The organism is Shewanella ulleungensis (assembly GCF_014648315.1).
GTDB lineage: Bacteria > Pseudomonadota > Gammaproteobacteria > Enterobacterales > Shewanellaceae > Shewanella > Shewanella ulleungensis.
Genome location: NZ_BMQW01000006.1, coordinates 22,735 through 42,903 on the forward strand (window position 1 = coordinate 22,735; position 20,169 = coordinate 42,903).

The window sequence follows — 20,169 nt, forward strand, 5'->3', positions numbered from 1 at the left end:
CTTAGCCTTGCATCGCTGTTGACTTGCAATAGTGTTGCACAAAGTCATGATGTGCAGGTAGGGTGTCAACTTTGCGTTTAACCGTTGCTTTAATGTTGTTCAAAAAGCTTTGCAATTCTGCTGGCTCCATTAAATCGACAATTGGGTGGTATTCCTTTGGTATCAAGCCTTGTCCCATCATGACTTGGATCCACGAGCTTTCACCAAATAGTTCATTACCGTATTTATAGACTTTGCCAGATTGACTAAACATATCAATACGATGCTGCAATGATGCGGGTATTGGCATGTTTTTACAGTAGCGCCAAAAACGGCTGTCTTCGCGGTCGGTGACTTTATAATGCAAAATAATAAAGTCGCGAATATTGTCCATTTCAATTTTGGTTTGTTGGTTAAATTCATCGACATCAGCCTGAATAACTCCATGTGCCGGGAACAATTGCAGTAAACGCACGATACTGCGCTGGATCATATGGATGCTGGTGGACTCTAGTGGCTCTAAAAAGCCTGCTGACAAGCCAACCGCAACACAGTTTTTGTTCCAATGCTGGCGCCGCGTACCGGTTTTGAATTTAATGACGCGCGGTTGATTAATTGGTTGGCCTTCAATGTTATTGAGCAGTAACTCGGTGGCATCGGCATCCGAAATAAATTTGCTGCAAAACACCAAGCCGTTACCTGTACGGGTTTGTAGCGGAATACGCCATTGCCAACCCGATTGATGCGCGATAGAGCGAGTATAAGGAATCGGTTTTTGCACCGCTTCGGTTTGTACTGCAATGGCGCTGTCACACGGTAGCCAGTGGCTCCAATCTTCAAAGCCGGTATTTAACGTTTGCTCAATCAATAAGGCTTTAAAACCAGTACAGTCGATGAATAAATCGCCTTCAATGAGTTCGCCATTTTCAAGCTTTAATGCTTTGATATCGCCAGAGTCGTCATGCTGCAGCACATCGGCAATTTTACCTTCAATGCGCGTCATGCCATGTTGCTCGGCAAATTTACGTAAGAATTTGGCGTATAAACTGGCGTCCATATGATAGGCATGGTTGTAGTCTTGATTGGGTAATACGGCAAAACGGCCCTGGCGAGCAGCTAAATGTTCAGTGCAGTAATCGCCAATCTCGCTGACCATATTTTGCTGCTTGCCTTTAAGCCAAAAGTGCTGAAAGCCACAAGCCCAGCAGTCTTTGCCTAAAAAACCAAACGAGTGCAAATAGTCTTTATTGACGTCGTGCCAGTTTTCAAATTGAATCCCCAACTTAAAAGTGGCATTGGTAGCAGCCATCACATCTTGTTCTTTTAAACCTAATAATCGATGAAAAATGTGTAGGGTAGGGATGGTGGCTTCACCTACACCAACAGTGCCAATGTCGTCAGATTCTACTAAGACAATATCAAGATTTTTGCCCATAAGTTTGCTAAACGCGGCTGCAGCCATCCAACCTGCAGTACCGCCGCCAGCGATAACAACTTTTTTGATTGATTTATTCATCTTGGGCTTCCTGTTTAATGTCTTAGTTTGTTGCTGTATTCAGCATTATCGTTTTAATTTATTGATTAAATCTGCGCGTAACTTACGTGCATTTAACTCATCTAACGGTTTGGTTAACATGCCTTTAGCGTTATCTGGAATATAACTGTCGTCAACATCATCATGATCGAAGATGTAATGATTGAACATGGCCTTCCATGCCTGACGCTGCGCCTTTGGCAATGATCGTAGGCTTAATATACTGTGCTGTAATGCGTTATTAGGACGGCCTAAGTAGCCCGGGGTATCACGCCACCAGTGGGTAATGAGCACATTTATATCGTCAATTCCGCGAACATGATGCCACCACATGCTGGGAATAAATAACACATCACCTGGATTTAATTCAGCTGTTAACGAGGCATCTAACGCCTGTTGAAATTTAGGAAAACGCTCAAAGTCTGGGTGTTCAACATCTACCATGCTGATGTCCTGTCCACCGGGAGCAAATTCCATCGGGCCAACATAAAGATTGCTGATTTGTTCAGGTGGAAACAGGGTAAAGGTACGTTTGCCCACCACGTTACAGGCAAGGTTTAGCGGAAAGTCAAAATGTGCTGCTACCTTAGTTTTGTTACCCAACCAAATGCTGGTGAGTGGATTGATAGGGTGTAAGTTCAGGCTGTTTTGCTCACCAAGTCCTGGCAAAAATTGATGGATATCGGTGGAGCCCATATAAATACCGGCAGGCGTTGAACTGGCATTCTCTTGTTGTAATCGGTTAATTAACTGATTGAAATCTAAACGCCCAGCTTGATAATTAAAGCCATCAAGCTGCTGATTGTAAAACACTCGCCCTTGTTCCTCTGGCGCCAAGTAGTAGGCGGTAACGGTAGAACCTTGATAAAACTGACGTAAATAATCTAGTGCTTTCTCGGCGGATTCAAGCCCTGCCTGTACTAAAGGCCAATGACGACATAAACCTTTAAATACTATTGGTTTGTCGGCTTGTTCTATATGCGTCATGACTTGCGCTAATGTCCAATCGCTTACGCAGTCGACGGCTGTTAATGTGTCATTGGGCATCAGCGCAATTCCTTAGCCTTGAGCATTTTTAAGGTTAAGTAAGTCGCGCACTGTGCTTTGTGAAGCCAGTGCCATATAAATGGCTTGTAAGTAACCTTGTTGATGTAATTTTGCTAGCGTATCGGCAGTTAGCGTTGCTAAGGTGTTTTCGTTGATGGTGTAAAAGCCAATCATTTGATGTTTTTGGCCGTTGTTTAACTCGATATCTAAAGTAAACGACTCAAGTAGTTCATGCTCAATTAACACGTCAATAAAACGTTGGCTGTCGATAAGACCGTGATGAATGATTTCCAACATTTCACCGACTTCATCTAATAACGGTGTGTTACCGCCATAAGGTAAAAACAACGCTTCGCCCTCAGTTTTGTTGACTCTGGGATGATCTAAATCGACATGAATAACGCGTTGTTGGCGCTCAACGCCATCTTCACGCACGGTTTGTTGACCGATTAAAAATGGCTGACGACGCACACTCAGAGGGACATAAGAAGCATTCCAACCTGCATCAGATAAAAACAGGTTTTCATTTTGTGCAAACCCAAACAATGCTACCGAAAAGAATTGACCTGTGGCGGCATCTTTGTGAAAGAAAATAGGGTAGTGAGCTTGAATGCTGCGAAACTCTTGCGGGAATGTCACGCTATACCAAAGGTTGTCTCCTAATGCTGCTGAGCGACTAGTGTTAACCTTCAAGTCTTTATGATCTATGCTATTTAGTAGTACATGTTGGCTCATGTTAAATCCTATTATATTCGTTCAAATACGTTCTATTGTTATGGTTTTTGTACGTGATGTCATCTTAGTTAGCAATGTTTACAACAAGGGTGGTAATCAATTACGTTAATTAATCCCATTAAAGCTTAGGGAATCCATATTGAGCCACTTTATCTAATAGGGCTCTGTTACTCGGCAAACTTTTGCTTAATGCTTGAGTGCGTTGTTGATTATCGGTAAATAGTTGTTGTGCAAGCTGTTGCATGGACGGCTTAACATGAGTTGGTAACTGAGTTTTGAAGCCCATCCCATAAAGCACATATTGAAAACTGGCTGCAGGGAAGAGCGCTTCCTTATAACTAATGTCATGTTGGCTTGGTGCCTGGTAACGCCATAATTCAAGCTGCGCCTGTAAGCGATCGGGTATCGAGCTGCTGTCACGATGATCGCGCCAATAGGCATCGGCCTCGCGTTGACTAATGACATAATGTAGCTTTAAAAAGTCGATAATTTGTTGCCAATGCTGCTGATATCGCAAGTTAACTCGATCTGCAATTGTGTCCATTACCTGGCGGTTTTGCGGTAATTGCTGCGCTATTGTGGATGCTGTCCATTCTATTAATGCAAGGGCAGAGGCTTCTAATGGTTCGATAAAGCCTGCGGCCATACCAATGGCAATACAGTTGTTTTGCCAGCATTTGGCATGATAACCAGGGTTAATATTCAGCTTTCGAGGCTCAAGTTGTGAAACGAGTTCCTTACTGGTGCCGTTAGCGATTAAGTAATCCCGCAGTACTTGCTCTGCTTGTTGATCATGACTATGGCTTGATGAATACACATAACCAACCCCTTTGCGGGTAGGTAGGCCTATATCCCAAATCCAACCATTTTGTTGAGCCGTTGAGTGAGTACAAGAGGCAATAGCCGTTGCAGGATCTTCATAAGGCACTTGCATCGCTAAGGCGCTGTCATTAAATAATACTGACTTTTGACATAAAAACGGTACTTGTAAATGCTCACCTAATAGCAATGATTTAACGCCTGTACAGTCAATAAACAATTGACCGTGTATTTCACCATGTTGCTGAGTGATAAGCTTTTCAATGTCACCCTGTTCATTATTCACAATATGTTCGACATGATCGCGAATATGAGTCACACCTAACTTTTGCGTACAATGTTCGGTGAGTAACTGGCTGAATTTGCCAGCATTGAGATGATAACCGTAATTGTTTTGAAAATGGTATTGTGCCGAAGAAATGGTTTTTGGCGCTAAGCCTAGTTGTGATAATACTTCTTGGCTACTAACGGCCTGCGCAAAGCTGACTTGCTGTGCATGAGGTAACCAAAATGGGCACAAATCGAGTTCTTGGTGGCCATGAGGTAGGCTAAAAGGATGCAGGTAGCTATTTGATTGTGTCGATTGTGCTGCGGCGGTATCTGTACGCCAATTAATAAAGCGAGAGCCTTGTTTAAAGCTGGCATCACAACGACGAATAAAATCATTTTCATCAATACCTATCTTGCTCAAGGTTGAGCGCATTGAAGGCCAAGTGCCTTCACCCACACCAATAGTGGCTACATCGGGTGATTCAATTAAGGTGATATTGAGCTTAGGAGAGTGGGCTAATACGCCCTTGTCGACATTATGCTCAGCCGCCAGTATTCCTGCGGTGATCCAACCGGCGGTGCCACCACCAACGATGACTATTTGGGTGATTGGTTTTTGCATCATCTCTACCTACGCTTTGAGCGTTATTGTTATTTTTACTGTTCTATGATGTTTTATAAGCATCAGAAACATCATAAGTAGAATTTTAGAAAATGTAAGCTTTTTCAATTATTGGTTTTGATTGGACTGTGTAAACATCCCAATATAAAAATAGTAACGTCCTTGTTACTCAATATATAGCAATAAAAAGAGGTGACAAAGTTTGTGCACCTCAACGACCTAAATAGAGCTTTGATGTATCCCGTTCAAACTGGGTAAGACGGGATAACATCGGCTTTGTTACAACTTAGAAGGTGTAACGTGCACCAATACTATAACGTGCACCTGTTTCGGTTAGGTTTAACACTTGCTCATCAGCCAGTCCGTGTACACGAACATACTCTTCAGTAATGTTAAGTCCTTCGAAAAAGACCGTTAAGCCTTCAACTTGCTCGATGTCATAACTGACTGACAAATCGATTTGTGAATAAGCTTCAGTGTACTGAGGGAATAAACCAGTACCTTGACTGGTTGCACTTAAGAACTCATCACGCCAGTTGTAAGCCACACGCGCTTGGAAGCCATAGTTTTCGTAAACTAATACTGCGTTAGCGGTATCACTAATACCCACTAGAGCTAAGTCACTATTAACTAAAGTGTAGTTGGCTATTACGCCCACTCCGCTTTCGCCGAAGAAGTGCTGCGCTGCAAACTCCCAACCGTCAATGACTGAATTTTCTGAACTGTTTAATGGTGTGTTGATATTAAAGTTTAACAACTCATCATTGTTAGCTGCACTGCCACTAATGGTTTGGTTAGCCACATCTACAGCAGCATTATCAGCAAAGTTTGCGAAAATATAATCACGTACAGCACCCGCTTCAGTTGTGCCTGTTGCAGCAACAGCCGCTTTGTATAAATCGCCTGATGCAGGGTTATAAATGCCGTTAGTGGTGACTACCGGATCGACACTAATAAAGTTTTGCGTGTCTTTACGGAAATAACCCACAGACACATAGCTTGATGGCGCGTAATACCACTCAGCAGAGAAGTCGATGTTTTCAGATTCTAGCGGTAATAATGTTGGGTTACCTGCTGAACCACCACCGTTAGTACGGTTAGCAAGGGTGGCTAATACTGTACCGCCTTGGATGTCTGTGTAGCTAGGACGACCAATGGTTTCACTGTATGCAGCACGGAGCATGACATCTTCTACCACTTCAATATTGAAGTTAAAGCTTGGTAGTACATAGTCATAATCACCGGTTTTGGTTTCAAAGACTTGCTCGCCTGTAGCTGATAATAAAATCTCAGTTTCGGCAATCCAATCTGCCCCGTCATAACCAGCAACTGCTGCGGTAGAGGTGACATCAGTTTGCTCATAACGCAGTCCGAAATGCACGTCATATGGCATGCCAGAAATTTCGTCTTCGTAGTTATACTGTACATAAACCGCTTGTGATTTTTCTTCAGTATAACGGTCTGTTTCTGCAGCATAGTTAGTTGACGGGCAGAAGCCATTACCACAATCACCACTAACAGAAGAGGCATAATTTGCTGCAGCATAATCACGTACTGAGGCAAAATCCCACATGAAAATGGTGTTCAGGATATCAAAGTTACCGTCTGCAAGTGAAAAGTCACCGCCATTGGCATCAAATTTGTCATGGATAGTGTCAGCTGGGAACCATGCATCTTCCAAATCGCCAGCAGAACCTACTCCACCCCAATCGTTACGTTGCACGTTAACGGTTTGAGAGTGGTTATTGACGTTAGTTAATGCAATACCAAAATCAATGCTACCAGCATCTTCAAGGTAGTATTCACCGTCAAATTGATACTGGTCAATTTCAGACTTGTTACGTGAATTGGTAAATACTGAACCTGTTACCATCATATCTGCAGCTGTCACAGCGTTACCGCCGCCTACTGCCAGTACCGGTAAGTCGCCGCTAAAGTCGGTTGCTGCGCTTGTACGGATAAAGGCTGCAGTACTTAAATTGTTGCTTGAACCGTAAATGTTGTTTGGTTTGTTTTCAGCCACAGAGTTGTGTGCATCAAAAGTCAGTTTTAAGTTATCTGTTGCTTGCCACTCAATGTTAAAGCCTAATGAACCACTTTCGTTACGTACGCCATAATCGCCCGCAGCCATTGATAAGTCAGCAGGTGAGTCGTAGGTTTCAGAATAAATTAGCGGTGTTGCATAAGGACCATCAGACCATACGTTTTCAGTTGGTACGAAGTTAAACCATGCTGATACGTCATTTGATTGAGTATCGATATCGTTGCGCATGTAGGTGTAATCTAAACTGGCAGTAACGGTATCGATTGGGCTGTATTGCAGTACTAACTGGCCGTTTGTACGAGTACGTTGCTGTTCTTCAAAACGATAAACAGTAGTTTGTGGTACTGAATAGAAATCATCATCGCCAGGACGGTTAACCTGGGTATCATCATTTGCAACTCCGCCCCATTCGCTGGCGTTAGTTGCAGTGCCTGGGAATGTGCGCCAGCCGGTACCGACTTGTGCTTGTTTGTTACCGCTTTCACGATCTTGGTAGCTTGCAGACAATGAAATACCAAACGTGTCATCAGCAAAGGTATTTGAATATAAGCCAGATACCTCAGGTGTCACTGAACCATTATCGGTTGATTTGTCATCAACGGCTTTAACACCCACTGTCGCCTTAAGGCCTGGAGAGCTTAATGGCTTGTGCGTTAAAATATTGATAGTTGAACCGATACCACCGGTAGAATCCGATGCTTGGCTCGTTTTATGGACTTCTACACCGCTGATACTTTCAGATGCGATGTTAGCAAAGTCAAATGAGCGAGTACCTGTCGTTACTGGCATTTGACGACCGTTAAGGGTAATCAAGTTGTAGTCAGGGCCAAAACCGCGCACAGACACTTTACTGCCTTCGCCGTTAGAGCGGTCAATCGATACACCGGTAATACGTTGTAGCGATTCTGCTAGGTTAGTGTCTGGAAATTTACCAATATCTTCAGCAGAAATAGAATCTACAACGCCACTTGAAGAACGCTTTACGTCCATTGATTTAATTAAACTGCCACGAATACCAGTTACCGAAATGACTTCGATATTTTCTTCGCTTACTTCATCTGCAGCATGAGCTGGTAGGATACTGCTCATACCAAGTACAAGCGATAAACTGGTCGCAAGCTTGGTTTTGTTAAATTTTCTTGTTTTCATCTAGGAAATCCCCATTGACTAGATTTTATTTCTTTCAATATTGCGAGTTGGGCGCAAATCGTTTTTGTAATTCTTCATCGGCGCTGTGATCATTATTTATAAATTGTTGTCATATAAAACAGCTAATGTAAGCGCTTACATAAAACTAGTTTAAATTGTGACCTTAGTCAACAAAAACAAGTTTAAATTATTACATTTCATTAACTGTCGTGCTAGGGGATAGTTAGTCATATTTTTTAGTGTATGTTTTTATTGATTTTATTTTTTACAGGGAGATTTGGGGTAAAATGTAAGCGCTTTTTTATGTTGCGGCAAATGTTACGGTTATTAATGCGGTTTGATCTGGATAATAAAGGGGAAATGCTTGATTTTAATATTATGGTTTCCTGATATATATCAGGCATTGTTTTAAATATCGTGTTAAAGAGAATGCAACGCAAAAATAAAAAAACCAGCAAATGCTGGTTCTAGTTTATGGCTTTAGTTAATGGATCTAGTCAATGGCTCTAGTAGAGGTTCGGATAAATAGTTCTGGCCGGAATGAGCTTTCAACCACCGTTTCTTTGTCGTTATACACATGTTGTAATACCCATCGTGCAGCCATTTTACCCATTTCATGAATAGGGTTGCTCACTGTGGACAACTTAGGCGAGATATATTGCGGGAATGGAATATTATCGTAACCAATAAATGAGATATCTTCTGGCACACGCAAACCATGTTCTAAGCAAACCGATATCGCTCCAGAAGCCATTTGGTCGTTAGCGCATATGACAGCAGTAATGGGTTTGTTTAGTGACAGTAAATGCTCCATAGCTTCACTTCCGCCATCTTCTTTAAAATCACTTTCAATGCACATACTGGCATCGAAACCAATACCATAATGCTTAAGTGCGCGCTTATGACCTTTCAAACGATCTCTTACGTCTAGCTTAAACAGTGGTCCCGAAATATAAGCAATGTCTTTATGGCCGAGTGATAAAATATGATCCGTAGCCATAAAACCGCCTTGTTCATTTTCAAGATAAACACAGCGCTCTTTAATGGAGTCAATATAGCGGTTAATAAACACGATAGGCGTTGAGCCTTTACTCAGCTCAATGAGGTATTCATCTGATACCGCTTCAATATCTAAAATAAGTGCATCGCATCCACGGCTCATTAGAAACTCAACACTGTCTTTTTCTTGCACTTCATCACTGTGGCCAGCAGCGATAATAACGTGTTTGTTGGCACCACGAAGCACAGTTTCAATTTCGGTCATCATCGGGCCATAAAATGGTCCGTCGAGTTGCGATACCAATACACCAACGCTATTAGAACAATTAGACGCTAAAGACTGGGCAATAGTATTGGGGCGATAACCTAAGGTTTGCATCGCATCTAACACTTTCTGTTTGGTTTTATCACTGACTTTGGTGTTGTTGTTCATCACTCTGGACACAGTAGCCAGAGAAACACCTGCCATTACAGATACATCATAAATCGTTGCCATATAGTCATTTCACGTTAAATAATTCAAATTAGTCTTGGAGCATATGGCCCCAAGACTAACATGCTTTTATTTTACTTCTCTATTTAATTCTAAGTGGATTTCATCAACTCTTTTATTATCTAGCACATACCAACGCATCACCAAGGCGACCAAAATTGATCCAATGGCAGGGAAAAGAGTAAACGACAATAAAATACCCTGTTGTGTTGCTTCGGTTTGAACGGTATCGGCTTGATAACCGAAACCGGCAAGTAGCCAACCCGCAGCAGCACCACCAATGGCGACACCCAGTTTGATGAAGAATATCACTGAAGAATAAATCATTCCCGTGATGCGCACGCCATTTTTATATTGGCCATAGTCGACCACATCGGCCATTTTTGCCCACAATAATGGGGTAGCCATGTTGAAGGTAAAACCCCAGATAATAAACATAAAGAAGGCCAGTACCACTTGATCGCTTGGCACAAAAAAACTGAGTACACATATAGCAGCAGCAATAATTTGTAAGCTGATATACGCTTTAACTTTACAGACACGTTTGGCTAGCGGTTCAGCCAAAATACAGCCAAAGATGTTACCAACCATACCTAAGGTGATAAATAAGGTGATTGAGTCTGGCATGTTGAGATAATACTTAACGTAATAAATAGCTAAGCTAGTGCGCAATACCATGCCTGATAATAAACACACAGAGGCGATTGCCAGTACGCGCCATTGATCATTTTTGAGCATGTCGCCAAAGTCTTTCTTAAAACTAGATTGCTGATCAATTGGTGGGTGAAGACGCTCTTTTGTGCCCCAAAAACATACTAAAAACATTGCCACGCCCAAAATACTCATGGCGGTAATCGTCAGCTGATAACCTTTTGCTTCATCTCCCTGGCCTAAAAACTCAACCAAAGGTAGGGTTAAACCAGATACCAGCAGACCACCTAACATGGCAAATACAAAACGGTATGATTGCACCGATACGCGCTCTTTAGGATCGGCGGTTAACACGCCGCCTAATGCGCAGTATGGAATGTTAATGGCCGTATATACCATCATTAATGCCGTATATGTCACAAAGGCATAAATCATTTTACCGTCTTCAGTTAAGTCTGGAGTGGTGAATGCCAGCACACTGATACAGCCAAAGGGCAGGGCAAACCATAACAAGTAAGGTCTGAATTTACCCCAACGAGTATTAGTTCTGTCTGCTAGAGCGCCCATTAGTGGGTCGGTAACAGCATCAATTAAACGCACGGCTAAAAACATGGTGCCGACAAATGCAGGTGAAATACCGAAAATATCGGTATAGAAAAAGGTTAAAAACAGCATAACCGTTTGGAAGACGATATTACTTGCTGTGTCTCCAAGTCCGTAAGCAATTTTCTCTTTAATACTGATCATACGTGCCTCAATAATTGTTGTTATATTTTTATGATGCGTTGAATAAAACAAAGCCGCTCATAGGAACGGCTTAAACTGTTTAGGTTTATTTTCTGTTAGCTAATAAGTCTTTGTAGGCATGCGCACTCGACTTTAGCGTACGCTTTTGGGTGTCATAATCAACATAGACAATCCCAAAACGTTTTAAATAACCTTCGGCCCATTCAAAGTTATCCATTAGGCTCCAGGCAAAATAGCCCACAATATTTACGCCTTGTTCTATTGCATTATTTACCGCATTTAAATGAGCGTCATAATAGGCGAGTCTATCTTGGTCATCTACTTTACCATCAATTAATTTGTCTGCCATAGCGGCACCATTTTCGGTAATGTACATTGGCGGTAATGGATAAAGTGCATGGAGTGACGTTAATAAGTCAGTAAAGGATTCTGGGTAAATCTCCCAGCCAATATCGGTCTTTGGTTTATCAACCATATCAATTTGGCTAAAACCTGTAACTGGGTCCGCTTTGTATACAGCGCGGGTATAAAAGTTGATGCCTAAAAAGTCGATTTGTTGGGCAATAATATCAAAGTCGCCTTCTTGGATTAACGGCATATCTTCTGCGGTAAAATCGTTAATAATCTCTGGGTAGCAGCGATCAAACAGCGGCTTAATGTACCATTGATTAAAGTATTGGTCGGCTTTGCTAGCGGCTTTTACATCTTCAGCTGATTCGGTCGCGCTGTAACAAGGAGTAAAGTTAAGTACGATGCCATTTTCTGTGTTCGGACTATTTTGTTGCAATACCTTCATCGCTAAACCATGCGCTAACAATAGGTGGTGAGCAGATTGACGACCGTATGATTTTTTAGCCAAACCAGGAGCATGTACGCCAATTTCATAGCCTAAATATGAGCTGCAAAAAGGTTCATTAAACGTGGCGTAAGAATAAACTCGATCGCCAAAGGCTTTAGTGATTTTGTCGGTGTAGTCAGCAAATAGGTAAGCTGTTTCACGATTTAACCAGCCGCCATTGTCTTCAATGTGTTGTGGTAAATCCCAGTGGTATAAGGTTACAAAGGGTTTAATGCCACGACGGTTCAATTCATCTAATAAATCGATATAAAACTGGACACCTTGGGCGTTTAAACTGCCATCTTTGTGTAACACGCGAGGCCAAGAAATAGATAAACGGTACGCATCAACGCCTAAAGACTCAATTAAATCAATATCTTCGCGCCATAATTTAACATGTTCACATGCTTGTTCGCCATTTGATCCATCGCGAATTTTCCCAGGGGTAGCACAAAACGTGTCCCAAATACTCGCTAAACGAGTATCTGCAGCGCCTTCTATTTGAAAAGAAGCCGTCGCTACACCATAGGTGAATGTTTTTGATTGCATCTTCGAGTCAGCTGGTAACATTATTTTCATATGATTATTCACTTCGCTTAAATTAAGTTTGAGTCTTTATTATTGATAGCTTTTTGCGCTGAAACACCCGTGATAACAGGTTAATGTCGATTTGCTCAAAGATGAATTTTTCTATTCGAGCGGTTAAAAATCGTTGACATCAGTTATCGATATGTTAAAAATGAAAGCGCTTACATTGAGATTAGTGATTAATTAAACAAAGGTCAATAATTGATTTATCAAATTGATCACAATAGGTCTGTAGGGGAAGTTATTAACTCAGGGTTTATCTGAGCTAATGATTTATGGACATATTTTGTCGCTACTTAGGTGTAGCCATCAATAATTTCAATTGATAACAACCCAATATAACGATTTATAACATAGGGAATGTCATGGCGACTTCACAACAGCAACCAGAATTAACAAGCGTTGATTCTACTCACCAAATAGGGGACTTTCGCTTTGCGTTAGTCGCGTTAACTTCATTATTTTTCATGTGGGGCTTTTTAACTTGCCTCAATGATATTTTAATTCCTTACTTAAAAAACATGTTTGAGCTTAATTATACTCAAGCAATGTTAGTGCAGTTTTGCTTCTTTGGTGCTTACTTTATTGTCTCCATACCTGCGGGCGCATTAGTGGGTAAAATTGGTTATCAAAAAGGGATTATTACCGGTCTGGTTATCGCCTGTGTTGGTTGCTTATTATTTTATCCCTCAGCGAGTTACGGCTCGTACAACATGTTCTTGTTTGCTTTTTTTATTTTAGCCTCGGGCATCACTATTTTACAGGTATCAGCAAACCCGTACGTCAGTGTACTCGGTCCTGCTGAAACAGCCTCTTCTCGCTTAACCTTAACGCAAGCGTTTAACTCATTAGGTACAACCGTTGCTCCTTTCTTTGGCAGTTGGTTAATTTTATCGACGGTTGAACATGATGAGAAAATCACCGAAGTGGGTGAGGTCATTGGTCAGTTAACTGTGCAGCAACAAGCCAGTGCAGTGCAAACGCCTTACTTAATTTTAGCCGGTGCATTATTCGTGCTCGCGCTTATTTTTATGCTGTTAAAGTTGCCGTTACTTGGCAAAAAAGTTGTCAGTACACAAAAAGACTCTGCGGGCAGCGCATGGCAGTATCCACATTTAGTTTTGGGTGCTGTGGGAATTTTTGTGTACGTGGGCGCTGAAGTAGGTATTGGCAGCTTTTTGATTAGTTTTTTAACTCAAGATGATATTGGTGGTTTATCCGAGTCACAAGCTGCACATTACATTGCATACTATTTTGGTGGCGCCATGGTCGGTCGCTTTATTGGTGCCGGTGTAATGCAAAAAGTGAAAGCCGGTAAAGTATTAGCCTTTAACGCTTTATGTGCCTGCGTATTAGTGGTTGCGGCCATGTTTAGTGCTGGCAGTGTCGCGATGTGGGCACTATTGCTTGTGGGGCTATGCAACTCGATTATGTTCCCGACTATCTTTAGCCTAGCACTGCAGGATTTAAAGCAACATACCAGTCAAGGCTCAGGCATTTTGTGTTTAGCCATTGTCGGTGGTGCTGTCTTACCTTTAATTCAGGGTGTTTTGGCCGACAACTTAGGTATTCAGTTGGCCTTTATTGTGCCGTTAGTTTGTTATGGCTTTATTGGTTATTACGGTTTAGTTGGCTGCAATGCAAAGCGTCCAATATTTAATGCACAGCAGCAAGGATAAGGAAATTACATGAACACGAATAATGCGATTGTCGCTTTTAAATCGACAGCAATGACGACAAAAATAAGCACGCTAAGTTTGGCTGTATTGTTATCTTTAAGTGGTTGCAGTGATGCGAAACAAGTTGAACAAACCAAAGACGTAAAGTCTGTTGCCGACACTAAAACTGTCGAAGTTGTCGCTAAGTCTGGTATTGATTTATGGCCAGCACTGACGCCTGCTATTGCTAAAGATGTCGAGCTTGAAGCTAAGATTACGGCATTAGTTAGCAAGATGACGGTAGAGCAAAAAGTGGCTCAGATGATCCAACCTGAGATCCGCGATATCACCGTTGAAGATATGCGTAAATATGGTTTTGGTTCGTACCTTAATGGCGGTGGTGCTTATCCAAATAATGATAAGCACGCTACTCCTGCTGACTGGATTGCTTTAGCTGAGACTTTATATCAAGCCTCTGTTGACGATTCTATCGATGGCATCAATATTCCGACGATGTGGGGCACAGATGCGGTACATGGTCATAACAACGTAATTGGTGCGACATTATTTCCACATAATATTGGTTTAGGCGCGGCGAATAATCCAAAACTAATTGAGCAAATTGCTGCGATTACGGCCAAAGAAGTGATGGTAACCGGTATTGATTGGGTATTTGCACCGACAGTTGCAGTTGTTCAGGATGACCGTTGGGGTCGCAGTTATGAGGGGTATTCTGAAGACCCTAGCATCGTAAGAGATTACTCTTTTGCGATTGTTGAAGGTTTACAAGGCGCAGTAAATGGCGACTTTTTATCTGATCAACGAGTTCTGTCAACGGTTAAGCATTTTATCGGCGATGGTGGTACCGAAAAAGGGATTGACCAGGGCGACAATATCGCGAGCGAACAAACACTGGTTGATGTTCATGCTCAAGGGTATGTTGGTGGTTTAAATGCGGGCGCACAGAGTGTGATGGCCTCGTTTAACAGCTGGCATGGCGAAAAAAATCATGGCAACAAATACTTACTGACAGATGTATTAAAAGATCGCATGGGCTTTGACGGTTTTGTTGTGGGCGATTGGAATGGTCATGGACAAATTCCTGGCTGTACTAATGAGTCTTGTGCACAAGCTGCTAACGCGGGTTTAGATATCTTTATGGTGCCAACCGCGGCATGGAAACCTTTATTTGAAAACACTGTGGCGCAAGTTAACAGCGGCGAAATTAGCCAAGCTCGATTAGACGATGCTGTATCACGTATTTTACGCGTTAAATTAAGAGCTGGTTTATTTGATAAGCCTAGTCCTGCAAATCGTCCATTATCGGGCAAGACAGAACTTATAGGTCAAGCAAGTCATCGTGATGTTGCGCGTCAAGCAGTACGTGAGTCATTGGTGTTATTGAAAAATAATCAAAATGTGTTACCGATTTCACCTAAGTTAACCGTTTTGGTTGCTGGTGATGCTGCCGACAATATCGGTAAGCAGTCAGGCGGTTGGACCATTACGTGGCAGGGTACCGACAATAAAAATGCCGATTTCCCAGGTGCTACGTCAATATACTCAGGCATTGAGCAAGTGGTTAAGCAAGCCGGTGGCCAGGCTATATTAAGTGCGACAGGTGAATTGACCGAACAGCAAAAGCCTGACGTGGCTATTGTGGTGTTTGGCGAAGAACCTTATGCAGAAGGCAATGGTGATATTGATAATTTAGAATACCAACGTGGTGATAAACGCGATTTAGCCTTGTTAAAGCAGCTTAAAGCTCAGGGTATTCCTGTGGTATCGGTATTTATCAGTGGTCGCCCAATGTGGGTCAATGCCGAGTTTAATGCATCGGATGCCTTTGTTGCAGCGTGGCTACCTGGCTCAGAAGGTCAAGGTATTGCTGATGTGTTATTTACTGATGCAGACGGTAAGATCAAACATGACTTTGGTGGCAAACTATCATTCTCATGGCCTGCTACACCGCAGCAAACAACGGTTAATGTACCACTAGAAACAGCCTCAGCTGAAGCAAAGTACAAACCACTTATCCCATTTGGTTATGGCCTTAATTATCAATCAGATGCCAGTAGCAAGATAGTATTAGATAATTTATCTGAAGATAATTTATCCGCTGAACAAACAACTTCAGATTTAGCGTTATTTGAGCGTGCAGTTAAGTCACCTTGGTCAATGTACATTGCCAATAGCTCAGAGCGTCAAGGCTTGTCTAGCAGTGTTGCACAAAACAGCGCGTTAACTATTCGTACTATGGATCGTGTTGTACAAGAAGATGCTAGATTTGTGTCATTTAATGGCAGTGAAGAGGGCGTTGTTGGATTAATCAGTAACTTCCCTCGTGACTTTAGAGCCTACAGCAATAGCGACTCAGCGTTGACGTTAAGTATTAAGACTACAGCGTCATTGCAAAAGCCACTTTGGTTAGGTATGGCTTGCGAAGGGGATTGCCGCAAACAAATCGATATTGCTCAACAAGTGAATAGCAAGTTAGGCGAGTGGCAGAGTATTAGCGTGTCTTTGGCTTGTTTTGCTAGCGAGCCAATGGACTTTGGCAAAATCACTATGCCGTTCTATATTGCGACCAGCGATAAAGTTGATGTTAGTTTTAGTGATGTGGTGATCCACACTCAACCAAGTGACAATACGATTCAATGTAAAGAGTAAATTGCTCTGAAATGCTCGGCCAGACCCTAGTCAGTCTGGCCAAGCTTTAGCTTAAATTAGGTATAGAACAAGATGAGCAGAATATTGAAGCGTATTGGTAGCAACAATTCATTTTTACCCAAATTAACCGCGTTGACGTTAGCGTCGTTAATTATCTCGGGTTGCCAATCAGTTGACGACAAGCAAACTCATAGCGCAAACAGTCTAGGCACTTCTTCCTGGAAAATGGTATGGCAAGATGAGTTTGAGGGTAATGAGGTTAATACTGATAAATGGAGTTTTGCTGTTGATTGCTATGGCGGCGGAAATAACGAAGCACAATGTTATACCGCTCGCTCTGAAAACGCTTCTGTAGCCGATGGTTTACTGACAATCTCGGCGATTAAAGAGCGCTTTTCTGGACCAGCAGTGAATGATTCTGATCCAAGTTATGATGTCAATGACACCACTAAAACATTGGACTATACCTCTGCACGATTAGTTTCTAAAAACAAAGGCGATTGGAAATACGGCCGTTTCGAAATTCGAGCCAAATTGCCACAAGGACAAGGTACCTGGCCAGCTATTTGGATGTTACCAACTGATTGGCTGTACGGTCCTTGGGCGGGTTCTGGTGAAATCGATATTATGGAAGCGGTTAATCTTAAGGTGGTTGCAGACGGTGAAGCACCTGTTTCAGCTATTCATGGCACGCTACATTACGGCAAACAATGGCCAAATAATGTCTATACCGGGCAAGAATATCGCTTACCTAATGGTGTCAATCCCGCGGATGGCTTCCATGTGTATGCAGTTGAATGGCAACAAGGTGAAATACGATGGTATGTGGATGATGTTCATTTTGCCACACAACGTTCATCTACTTGGTATAGCCAATATGTCGATGATAAGGGCAAATTAGTTAACGCACCAGACGACGCCCCCTTCAATCAGCGGTTTCACATGTTATTAAATCTTGCCGTTGGTGGTGATTGGTCGGCAAATGTTCATAAAACCGGGATTGATCCCTCGGTATTTCCGCAAACGATGTTAGTGGATTACGTCAGAGTTTATGAATGTGCTCAATCTCCAAAAACAGGTGCAGGTTGTGAAACCATTAATGAAAATGCCGTCATAGTTAAAGGCAAAACCTTAGCCGACAGTACACAATAATCTGTACTATTGCTAAGGAATTGAATTAATGGCTAGATGCGGATATCAGTGTTAATGCGGACATCAGTGTTAAATAGTGTATTAATTCAAAATAGTCGTATTTTGTAATGTACAGAAATACCTTTGAAAGCATTGAATACGAATGCAAAGATGCAGTGTTTGCTTTGACGCTCGTGGCGCTTAGCTTAGTATCTGCAAACACTAATGTGTTATCAGATTGTTGTATTAGCGGGTTGTAATGACCAAATAAGCTTTAATCATTTTAGGATTAACTACGATCAAATGAATATATCAATTTACAGTGTGAACGATGGCATAATGTATATAAATGGTATCGAACTGCTATAAATTTTTAAGGAATTGATTTGTCGAACATTATATTTACAGTCACTGATTTACAGAAAATCGTTACGCTTGCCAAAGATGCTGGCGCTGCCATTATGCAGGTTTATGCTCAATCCGATTTAGGCGTAGAAGTTAAGCAAGATGATAGCCCGGTGACTGCAGCGGATATTGCCAGTCACAATGTTATTGTCGCAGGGCTTAACACCCACTTTGCCGATATTGCTGTAATGAGTGAAGAAGCCGCGGACATTAGCTGGGCCGAAAGACAAACCTGGCAGACCTATTGGTTAATAGACCCGCTTGATGGCACTAAAGAGTTCATTAAGCGTAACGGCGAGTTTACTGTCAATATTGCGCTTATTCATCAAGGTAAAGCAATTGCGGGTGTTGTTTACGCCCCGGTGTTGAACAAATGCTACAGCGGCGTGATCGGGCAAGGTGCTTGGCTTGAACATAACGGACAAGTATCGATATTAGATATTCATGACCGAGCCCTACAATCGCCTGCTATCGTGGTCGGAAGCCGTTCACATGTCAGCCCAGATGTGGCTGAATATTTACAGACTATCGGTGAGCACCAAATGCTCAGTGTCGGCAGTTCGTTGAAATTTTGTATGGTGGCAGAAGGCCAAGCAGATGTGTATCCAAGACTGGGGTTAACCAGCGAATGGGATACCGCGGCAGCGCAAGCAGTATTAGAAAGCGCAGGCGGCGTGGTATTAGCGTATCCCGCAATGACGCCGCTTGAATATAACCAAAAAGAAAATATTTTAAATCCGTATTTTATTGCTGCATCGTCAGCATGGTTTGCTCGTAAATAACGTTAATGTTATTGGCCTTTGCAAACCCAAATATGGAACCCCAATTAATAAGCAAATGGAGTGACAAGTTATGATGCGCATGGGCGTCGATCTCGGTGGTACCAAAATTGAAATTGTAGCGTTAGCTAACGACGGTGCAGAAATATTCAGAAAGCGCATTCCAACGCCAAAAAATTATCCTGGAACCATTGAAGCTATTGTTAGCTTAGTGGCCGATGCCGAAGCGGCAACAGAGCAAACTGGGTCTGTCGGTGTCGGTATTCCTGGTGTGGTATCGCCATTTACCGGTTTGGTTAAAAACTCAAACTCAACTTGGATTAACGGCCATCCATTAGATAAAGATTTAAGTGATGTATTAAAGCGCGAAGTGCGTGTTGCGAATGATGCCAACTGTTTTGCGGTATCTGAAGCTGTTGATGGCGCTGCGGCAGGTAAAGGCGTGGTATTTGGCGGTATTATTGGTACAGGCTGTGGTGCTGGTGTTGCGATTAATGGCCGTGTTCATGGTGGCGGAAACGGCATTGGCGGCGAGTGGGGTCATAATCCATTACCTTGGATGACAGCAGATGAATTTAATTCCACCACGTGTTTTTGTGGCAACCGCGATTGTATTGAAACCTTTATTTCTGGTACAGGCTTTATACGTGATTTCCGTGAAGCCGGTGGCGATGCAAACAGTGGCATTCAAATCTCTGAAATGATGCAACAAGGCGACCCATTAGCAACAGCTGCATTTGAGCGTTACATTGACCGTTTGGCTCGTTCATTGGCCCATGTGATTAACATGATGGACCCTGACATGATTGTATTAGGTGGTGGTGTGTCGAATATCGATGCCATTTATACTGAGTTGCCTAAAGTATTGCCTAAATATGTGGTTGGTCGTGAGTGTGGCACGCAAGTGGTTAAAAATAAATTTGGTGCATCTTCTGGTGTTCGTGGTGCAGCCTGGCTTTGGGGTAAAGACGAAAAGTAGTAATCCCCATGTTTGCACAGCATTTAAACGGC

Annotated in this window: 13 protein-coding genes; 5 read left to right on the top strand and 8 right to left on the bottom strand. The window is 42.4% G+C overall.

The annotated features are described in order from the left end of the window. Position 1 precedes the first annotated feature (1 nt). The 8 genes from IEY40_RS12355 to IEY40_RS12390 form a co-directional block, all read right to left on the bottom strand. Positions 2-1,495, bottom strand: coding sequence for a tryptophan halogenase family protein (locus IEY40_RS12355; protein ID WP_188956616.1), 1,494 nt, complete (start codon positions 1,493-1,495; stop codon positions 2-4). 45 nt (positions 1,496-1,540) lie between these two features. Further along, on the bottom strand, positions 1,541-2,500 hold the full coding sequence (locus tag IEY40_RS12360; RefSeq protein ID WP_428848166.1) for a cupin-like domain-containing protein: 960 nt from the start codon (positions 2,498-2,500) through the stop codon (positions 1,541-1,543). Between the two features lie 72 nt (positions 2,501-2,572). Then, positions 2,573-3,295 carry a SapC family protein gene (locus tag IEY40_RS12365; protein ID WP_188956620.1) on the bottom strand — a complete coding sequence of 241 codons (723 nt, stop codon included), beginning with the start codon at positions 3,293-3,295 and terminating at the stop codon, positions 2,573-2,575. A 118-nt stretch (positions 3,296-3,413) separates the two neighbouring features. Continuing rightward, positions 3,414-5,009, bottom strand: a complete 1,596-nt coding sequence (locus tag IEY40_RS12370; protein ID WP_188956622.1) for a tryptophan halogenase family protein — start codon at positions 5,007-5,009, stop codon at positions 3,414-3,416. Positions 5,010-5,292: 283 nt separating this feature from the next. After that, the gene (locus tag IEY40_RS12375) at positions 5,293-8,199 is read right to left on the bottom strand and encodes a TonB-dependent receptor (protein ID WP_188956624.1); all 2,907 of its coding nucleotides are present in this window, start codon (positions 8,197-8,199) and stop codon (positions 5,293-5,295) included. 493 nt (positions 8,200-8,692) lie between these two features. After that, on the bottom strand, positions 8,693-9,694 hold the full coding sequence (locus tag IEY40_RS12380; protein WP_188956626.1) for a LacI family DNA-binding transcriptional regulator: 1,002 nt from the start codon (positions 9,692-9,694) through the stop codon (positions 8,693-8,695). A gap of 66 nt (positions 9,695-9,760) precedes the next feature. Continuing rightward, the gene (locus tag IEY40_RS12385; protein ID WP_188956628.1) at positions 9,761-11,089 is read right to left on the bottom strand and encodes a glycoside-pentoside-hexuronide (GPH):cation symporter; all 1,329 of its coding nucleotides are present in this window, start codon (positions 11,087-11,089) and stop codon (positions 9,761-9,763) included. Positions 11,090-11,174: 85 nt separating this feature from the next. Further along, complete coding sequence (locus IEY40_RS12390) at positions 11,175-12,506, bottom strand: GH1 family beta-glucosidase (RefSeq protein WP_188956630.1); 1,332 nt, start codon at positions 12,504-12,506, stop codon at positions 11,175-11,177. Positions 12,507-12,880: 374 nt separating this feature from the next. Here IEY40_RS12390 and IEY40_RS12395 point away from each other — a divergent pair, with 374 nt between their 5' ends. From IEY40_RS12395 to mak, 5 genes are all read left to right on the top strand, one after another. Further along, positions 12,881-14,194 (top strand): sugar MFS transporter, encoded by a 1,314-nt coding sequence (locus IEY40_RS12395; RefSeq protein ID WP_188956632.1) that lies wholly within the window; start codon positions 12,881-12,883, stop codon positions 14,192-14,194. 51 nt (positions 14,195-14,245) lie between these two features. After that, positions 14,246-16,843, top strand: a complete 2,598-nt coding sequence (locus IEY40_RS12400; protein WP_188957035.1) for a glycoside hydrolase family 3 protein — start codon at positions 14,246-14,248, stop codon at positions 16,841-16,843. Positions 16,844-16,915: 72 nt separating this feature from the next. Further along, the gene (locus tag IEY40_RS12405) at positions 16,916-17,995 is read left to right on the top strand and encodes a glycoside hydrolase family 16 protein (protein ID WP_188956634.1); all 1,080 of its coding nucleotides are present in this window, start codon (positions 16,916-16,918) and stop codon (positions 17,993-17,995) included. Between the two features lie 365 nt (positions 17,996-18,360). Further along, positions 18,361-19,161, top strand: coding sequence for a 3'(2'),5'-bisphosphate nucleotidase CysQ (gene cysQ, locus IEY40_RS12410; protein WP_188956636.1), 801 nt, complete (start codon positions 18,361-18,363; stop codon positions 19,159-19,161). 70 nt (positions 19,162-19,231) lie between these two features. Further along, on the top strand, positions 19,232-20,137 hold the full coding sequence (gene mak / locus IEY40_RS12415) for a fructokinase (protein WP_188956638.1): 906 nt from the start codon (positions 19,232-19,234) through the stop codon (positions 20,135-20,137). The last annotated feature ends 32 nt before the right edge of the window (positions 20,138-20,169 follow it).